This window comes from Rhodococcus sp. YH1 (assembly GCF_009939605.1).
GTDB classification, from domain to species: Bacteria; Actinomycetota; Actinomycetes; order Mycobacteriales; family Mycobacteriaceae; genus Rhodococcus; species Rhodococcus aetherivorans.
In genome coordinates, this window is the sequence record NZ_WVTE01000257.1 from 25,972 (window position 1) to 32,710 (window position 6,739).

Annotated in this window: 4 protein-coding genes; 3 read left to right on the plus strand and 1 reads right to left on the minus strand. The window is 71.9% G+C overall.

Annotated features, from left to right (window positions below):
* The first annotated feature begins 14 nt into the window (after positions 1–14).
* Positions 15–863: a hydroxyethylthiazole kinase gene (gene thiM, locus AIIKEEIJ_RS25660; RefSeq protein ID WP_043800876.1), complete on the plus strand. Its 849-nt coding sequence runs from the start codon at positions 15–17 to the stop codon at positions 861–863.
* 220 nt (positions 864–1,083) lie between these two features.
* On the opposite strand, the gene AIIKEEIJ_RS25665 is transcribed toward thiM, so the two are convergent.
* Positions 1,084–1,404, minus strand: coding sequence for a PASTA domain-containing protein (locus AIIKEEIJ_RS25665; protein WP_006947731.1), 321 nt, complete (start codon positions 1,402–1,404; stop codon positions 1,084–1,086).
* A 691-nt stretch (positions 1,405–2,095) separates the two neighbouring features.
* On the opposite strand from AIIKEEIJ_RS25665, the gene AIIKEEIJ_RS25670 reads away from it, so the two are divergent.
* Positions 2,096–5,557 carry an indolepyruvate ferredoxin oxidoreductase family protein gene (locus AIIKEEIJ_RS25670; RefSeq protein ID WP_161996851.1) on the plus strand — a complete coding sequence of 1,154 codons (3,462 nt, stop codon included), beginning with the start codon at positions 2,096–2,098 and terminating at the stop codon, positions 5,555–5,557.
* 55 nt (positions 5,558–5,612) lie between these two features.
* Positions 5,613–6,704, plus strand: coding sequence for a Glu/Leu/Phe/Val family dehydrogenase (locus AIIKEEIJ_RS25675; RefSeq protein WP_029544260.1), 1,092 nt, complete (start codon positions 5,613–5,615; stop codon positions 6,702–6,704).
* Positions 6,705–6,739 lie beyond the last annotated feature (35 nt).

A 6,739-nucleotide genomic window follows, 5' to 3' on the forward strand; every position in this document is an offset into this window, starting at 1 on the left:
CTCAGGACTTCATCGTGACCACTGCCCCGATTCCCCCGACCGTCGACGATCTCGCCGCCGCCCTCGACGCTCTCCGCGCCCGGGTGCCGCTGGTGCAGTCGCTCACCAACGTCGTCTCCGCCAACTTCCTGACCAACGTCCTGCTCGCCGCCGGCGCGAGCAACGCCCACATCGACAACGTCCACGAGGCCGCCGGATTCGCCCGCATCGCCGGGGGCGTGCTGATCAACCTCGGCACCCCCGACGACGGGACGGCGGCGGCGTTCACCCTGGCCGCCGAGGCCGCCCGCGACGCGGGCACCCCGTGGGTGCTCGATCCCGTCGGCGTGGGGGGCCTCCCGTGGCGCACCGGCCTGGCCGCGGATCTGCTCCCGTTCCGTCCGACGGCGATCCGCGGCAACGCCTCCGAGGTCATCGCGCTGGCCGGTCTGGGTGGCGACACCCGCGGCGTCGACAGCTCCGACGACCCCGCCGCCGCGGTGCCGGCCGCGCTGGCGCTGCTGGCCCACGCCGACGCGGTGTCCGCCTCCGGTCCCGTGGACCACCTCGTCGGCCGCGACGCCGCCGGTGCGACGACCGGCCTGCGCATCGGTGGCGGCAGTGCCCTGCTCCCGCGCGTGACCTCCACCGGCTGCGCGCTCGGTGCCCTCGCTGCGGCATACCTCGCCGTCGCCCCCACGGCGCTGATCGGACTCGCCGCCGCGCACGCCCACGTGGCGGTGGCCGCGGAGATCGCCGACGGGAACGCCACGGGCCCGGGCTCCTTCGCCGTCGCGTTCCTCGACGCCCTGTACTCGGTGAACGCGGACGTCCTCCGGGTCCGTGCCCGCGTCGAGCCGTTGGACATCCCGGCGCAGGCGTGAGGGCCGATCGCCCCCGGACGTCGGGTGCCACCAGGGGGTGATTCCCCTGCGGGACTGGATAATTCGGGCAAGGCGCTCGGTGCGTGCCCGGTGAGGGTGCGGGGAACGCGTTCGTCGAGGCGGTTCCGCCGGATCGGTTGGGCGCATGCGGCACCGCCGTGCATCCCCCGGGTCGCGAGGGGCGCACGGTGGTGCGCGATGCGGTTCGCGAAGCGAGAGGTCAGCGGCAGACTACGACGAGGCCGACGCCCAACCACACCTGCCGTTCGACACGATCGAACTCGTCGTCGTCGTGGTCGTACACGTAGTCGACTTCGGTGCGATAGCCGCGATCCCGTTGTTCGGTGACGCGGCACTCGCCGGACAGATTGCCGGCGCGGTTGGTGATCCGGTACGGGATGCCTTCCGCGTCCAGGAGGGCGATCGCCTGTTGTTCGCTGAGGCCGACGACATCGGGCGCGGGTTGCGCTGCGGCGATGCCGGATCCGAGAAGGAGGGTGGCGGCGGCCGCGCACAGGGCGGCCGGGAGGGTGGTGCGCATGACAACGTCCTTTCGGGAACGATGTCGCGATGGAGTGAATCCGGTGGGGGACACCCGTTTCGCCCGGGCATGCCGGTGAGCGGGGTCCGTCAGATGTGGTCTATCGGCGCGGTCGGGAGGACGGGACCGGGCGGCGGCGCGCGGCCCCGCGGCACGGACGACGGTCCGGCCGTGGACGACAGTGCCCCGGCATGGCGGGGTACGCAAGCTTTCATCGGCAGTTCCCCAGGCGCTCCGGCCCGGAACCGGCCGGCGCCACTTCAGGGTACTCCCGGCTCCTGACAAATCCGGCAGAACTGGCAGCCTCGGCGGAACGGCTTCGGTGGCCGTGCCCTCGGCATCGGTGCCCCCGGGCATCGGTGTCCCCGGCATCGGTGTCCACGGCCCCGATCTGCCCATCGAACGGAACCGCGCACGAAGCCGGTGGCGGACCCCGGAGCGAGGGCGGACGGGCCGGTCCGCTACGGCGCATCGAGCCGGCCGGGTCCGCGTCGCCGGTGGTGCGACACCCGCCCGCTGATCACGGTGACCATTTGTCGAGTGTGTCGCGAGTCACATTTGAACATTATGATTCGCTGAAAACTTGTGTGTTGACGAAATCAATCAGTTATGTCGATTATTGCTGCACCAGTTGATGTGACTTGAGCGACGCTGCACAACACATGTCGCAGCAAAGGAACGGTGGTGTGCGATGACCGAGACCGCGGTCCGCGAAATCGAGCGTCTTCCCTACGACCTGGACGACCGGTACCGCTCCGGCTCGGGCACGGTGCTGCTCACCGGCGTCCAGGCGATCGCCCGGCAGCTCGTCGAGCAGCACGTGCGCGACATCCGCGACGGACGTCGCGTGGCCACGTTCGTCTCCGGGTACCCCGGCAGCCCCCTCGGCGGCCTCGACAAGCTGCTGCACGGCATGCCGAAGGTTCTCGCCGAGCACGACATCACCTTCGTGCCCGGCTTCAACGAGGAACTCGCCGCGACGTCCGTGTGGGGGAGTCAGGGCCGGCTCGGGGCGGGCACGCCCACCCACGATGCTGTCGTCGGTGTCTGGTACGGCAAGGGCCCCGGTCTGGACCGGGCCACCGACGCGCTGCGGCACGCCAACATGTACGGCGTCGACCCGAACGGCGGCGTGCTGCTGATGGTCGGCGACGACCCGGCATCGAAGTCGTCGACCGTGCCCGCGGTGAGCGAACGGTCCCTCGCGGCCCTCGGCATCCCGGTGCTCTTCCCCCGCAACGCCGCCGAGATCGTCTCGATGGGCCTGCACGGGGTCGCGCTGTCGCGCGCCTCGGGCTGCCTCGTCGCGCTCAAGATCGTCGCGGACGTCGCCGACGGTGCGTGGTCCGTCGACGGCTCGGTCGCGGACCTGCGCATCACGGTTCCCGAGATCGAGTGGGAGGGAATGCCGTTCGTCTACCGTCAGCGTCCGATGGCTGCGCCGAGCGACAGCGTGATCGCCGAGGCCGAGCTGTACGGGCCGCGCTGGGCGATGGTCCACGCCTACGGGAAGGCCAACGGGCTGGACGTCGTGGAGGTCGACCCCCCGCACGCCCGGATCGGGCTGGCCGCCACCGGCACCACGTTCGACGCGCTGCGGCAGGCGCTGCTCGACCTCGGGGTGACCGACGCCGACCTGCATCGCGCCGGGATCCGGCTGCTGCGCATCGGCATGCCGTACCCGATCGGCCCCGACCTGGTCCGCGAATTCGCTTCCGGCCTCGACCAACTCGTCGTCGTCGAGGACAAGACCGCGTTCGTCGAAACCCAGATCCGCGAGATCCTCTACGGCACCGACGCCCCGCCGCGCATCGTCGGCAAGAAGGACGCCGACGGCCGCCCGCTGATGCCCGTCGACGGCGAACTGACCGCCGGCCGGATCCGCGGGCCGCTGCGCCGGGTACTGCGCGGCCACGTGGACCTCGCACCCGCGCCGCTCCCGTCGCTGCCCCTGGAGGTGCTGTCGGCCAAGCGCACCCCGTACTTCTGCAGCGGCTGCCCGCACAACCGCTCCACCGCCCTGCCGGAGGGCTCGATCGGCGGCGGCGGCATCGGCTGCCACGCGCTCGTCACGATGTCCGGCCGCGCCGACAGCGCCGTCACCGGGCTGACCCAGATGGGCGGCGAGGGCGCGCAGTGGATCGGCCAGGCACCGTTCACCGACATCCCGCACATGTTCCAGAACCTCGGCGACGGAACGTATTTCCATTCCGGCCAGCTCGCCGTGCAGGCGTGCGTCGCGGCCGGGGTGAACATCACCTTCAAGCTGCTCTACAACGACGTCGTCGCGATGACCGGGGCGCAGGACGCCGAGGGCGCGTTGACGATTCCCGCGCTCACCCACAAGCTCACCACCGAGGGGGTGCGGCGGATCATCGTCTGCTCCGACGAACCGAAGCGGCACCGCAAGCGCTCCCTCGCCCGCGGCGTCACGGTCTGGCACCGCGACCGGCTCGACGAGGCGCAGCGGCTGCTGCGCGAGGTCCCGGGCGTCACCGTGCTCATCTACGACCAGCACTGCGCGGCCGATGCGCGGCGGCAGCGCAAGCGCGGCACCCTGCCCGCCCGCACCACGCGCGTGGTGATCAACGAGGCGGTGTGCGAGGGCTGCGGCGACTGCGGCGTCAAGAGCAACTGCCTGTCGGTGCAGCCGGTCGACACCGAGTTCGGGTCCAAGACCCGCATCGACCAGACGTCGTGCAACACCGACTACTCCTGCCTCGACGGGGAGTGCCCGTCGTTCGTGACGGTCGAGGTCGCGCCCGGACGCACGCCGCAGCGCCGCACCGTCCCGGTGCCCCCGGCCGTGCCCGACCCCGATCCCGGCTCCGCGGTGGGCACCCGCAACATCTTCCTCGCCGGCATCGGTGGCACCGGCATCGTCACCGTCAACCAGGTGCTCGCGACCGCCGCGCTGCGCGCCGGCTTCGACGTCGAATCCCTGGACCAGATCGGTATGAGCCAGAAGGCCGGCCCGGTGGTCTCGCACCTGCGGTTCGCCGCCGACGGTCTCGAACCCGGCAACCGGGTGACCACCGGCGGGGCGTCGTGCCTGCTGGCGCTGGACCTGCTCACCGCGGCGGATGCGAAGAACCTCGCCTACGCCGATCCTGCCACGACCGTCGCGGTGGCCTCGACGAGCCGCACCCCCACCGGGGACATGGTGTACGACAGGTCGATCCGCCACCCCGACGAACAGGAGCTGCTGTCCCGGCTGGACGCGGCGACCCGCCGGTCGGCCTCGTTCGACGCTCTCGCCGCCGCACAGGCACTGTTCGGCGACACCGCCGCCGCGAACTTCCTGATCGTCGGCGCCGCCCATCAACTCGGCGGCCTGCAGATCCCCGCCGAGTCCGTCGAGGAGGCGATCGAGATCAACGGTGTCGCGGTGGCGGCGAACATCGCGGCGTTCCGGTGGGGCCGCGTGGCGATCGCCGACCCCGGCGCGTTCGCGGCCGCAACCGAACCGGCCCGCCCGCAGCCGAAGGTCACCGTCGCCCCGGACGCCCTGTTCGCGGACACCACCCTCGACGGCGAGGTGCTGCGGCTCGTGCGGGTGCGTGCCGCCGCGCTCATCGACTTCCAGGGCGAACGCCTCGCCGCCCGCTACATCGACCGGGTGCAGTCCGTGTGGGCGGCCGAACGCCGTGTCACCGACCGCACCGACCTCAGCGAGGCCGTCGCGCGCGGGCTGTTCAAGTTCACCGCCTACAAGGACGAGTACGAGGTCGCGCGACTGCTCGTCGACCCCACGTTCCTCGACGAGGTACGCGCTCAGGTGCCCGGCGGTGAGCAGCTGACCTACCGGCTGCACCCGCCGGTCCTGCGGGCGCTCGGCCGCACCAAGAAGATCGGGTTCGGACCGAAGTCGCACGCGGCGCTGCGGATCCTGGCCAAGGGCAGGCGCCTGCGCGGCACCCGCCTCGATCCGTTCGGTTACGCGCACGTCCGGAAGGTCGAGCGCGCCCTGCTCGCGCACTACACCGCCACGGTCGATCGCCTCGCCGCCGACCTCGATGCCGCCACCTACGACCGCGCGGTGCAGGTCGCGGCTCTGCCGGACACGGTCCGCGGCTATGAGGACGTCAAGCTGCGCTCCGTCGAGCAGTACCGCGCGCGGCTCGCCGAGCTCGGCGTCGAGATCGACTTCTGAGCCGCCACCGATTCTCGACATCCCGAATACATTCTTCCGGAAAGGAACCCATCACGTGACCACCTCGACCCTCGCCCGTTCGGCCACCTCCGACGCCCCCGCCGGTGTCTTCGGCCGATCCCGGTGCCTGTCCGACCGCCCACACGAGCAGGTCGTCTTCTGTCAGGACGCCGCGACCGGCTTGCGCGCGATCGTCGCGATCCACTCCACCGCGCTCGGGCCCGCGCTCGGCGGCACCCGCTTCTACCCGTACGCCGACGAGGCCCGGGCGCTCGAGGACGTGCTGCGGCTGTCGTGGGGCATGACCTACAAGGCCGCGGTCGCGGGCGTGAACCTCGGCGGCGGCAAGGCCGTCATCCTCGGTGACCCCGCCACGGACAAGAGCGAGGCGCTGCTCGCCGCGTACGGACGGTTCGTCGAGTCCCTCGGTGGCCGCTACATCACCGCCGCCGACGTCGGTACCCACGCCGGCGACCTGGACGTGATCGGCCGCCAGACCTCGCACGCGGTGGGACGCACTCCCGCGGCCGGCGGATCCGGGGACAGCTCGCCGCTCACCGCGCTCGGCGTGTTCCAGGCGATGCGCGCCGGAGCCGAGCATGTCTGGGGAACAACGACTCTCGCCGGCCGCACCGTGGGTGTCGAGGGGCTCGGGAAGGTGGGCTACGAACTGGTGGGGCTGCTCACCGCGGACGGCGCCGACGTGGTGGTCTCGGATGTGAACCCGGTGGCTCTCGCCCGGGTGGCCGCCGAGTTCCCGGCGGCACGGGTCGCCGACGGCGTCGTCGCGGCGCCGCTGGATGTGTACGCACCGTGTGCCCTGGGGGGAACGCTGACCCCGTCGACCGCCGGGGTGCTCGGTGCGCGTCTGGTGTGCGGTGCGGCGAACAACCAGCTGGCCCGCCCGGAGGTCGAGGACATCCTGCGCGACCGCGGCATCACGTGGGTGCCGGACTACGTCGCCAACGCCGGCGGCCTGATCCAGGTCGCGGGGGAGGTCGACGGATCCGACCCGACCGTCGTCCGGTCCCGGGTGGACGCGATCTTCGACCGCACGGCCGAGATCTTCGAGATGTCGCGGACCCTGGACATCGGGCCCGGCGCGGCCGCGAACCGGGTCGCCGAGCGGCGTATCGACGCCGCCTGACGGGCGGTACGGCGAGGGGGAGGCACCGCGGTGCC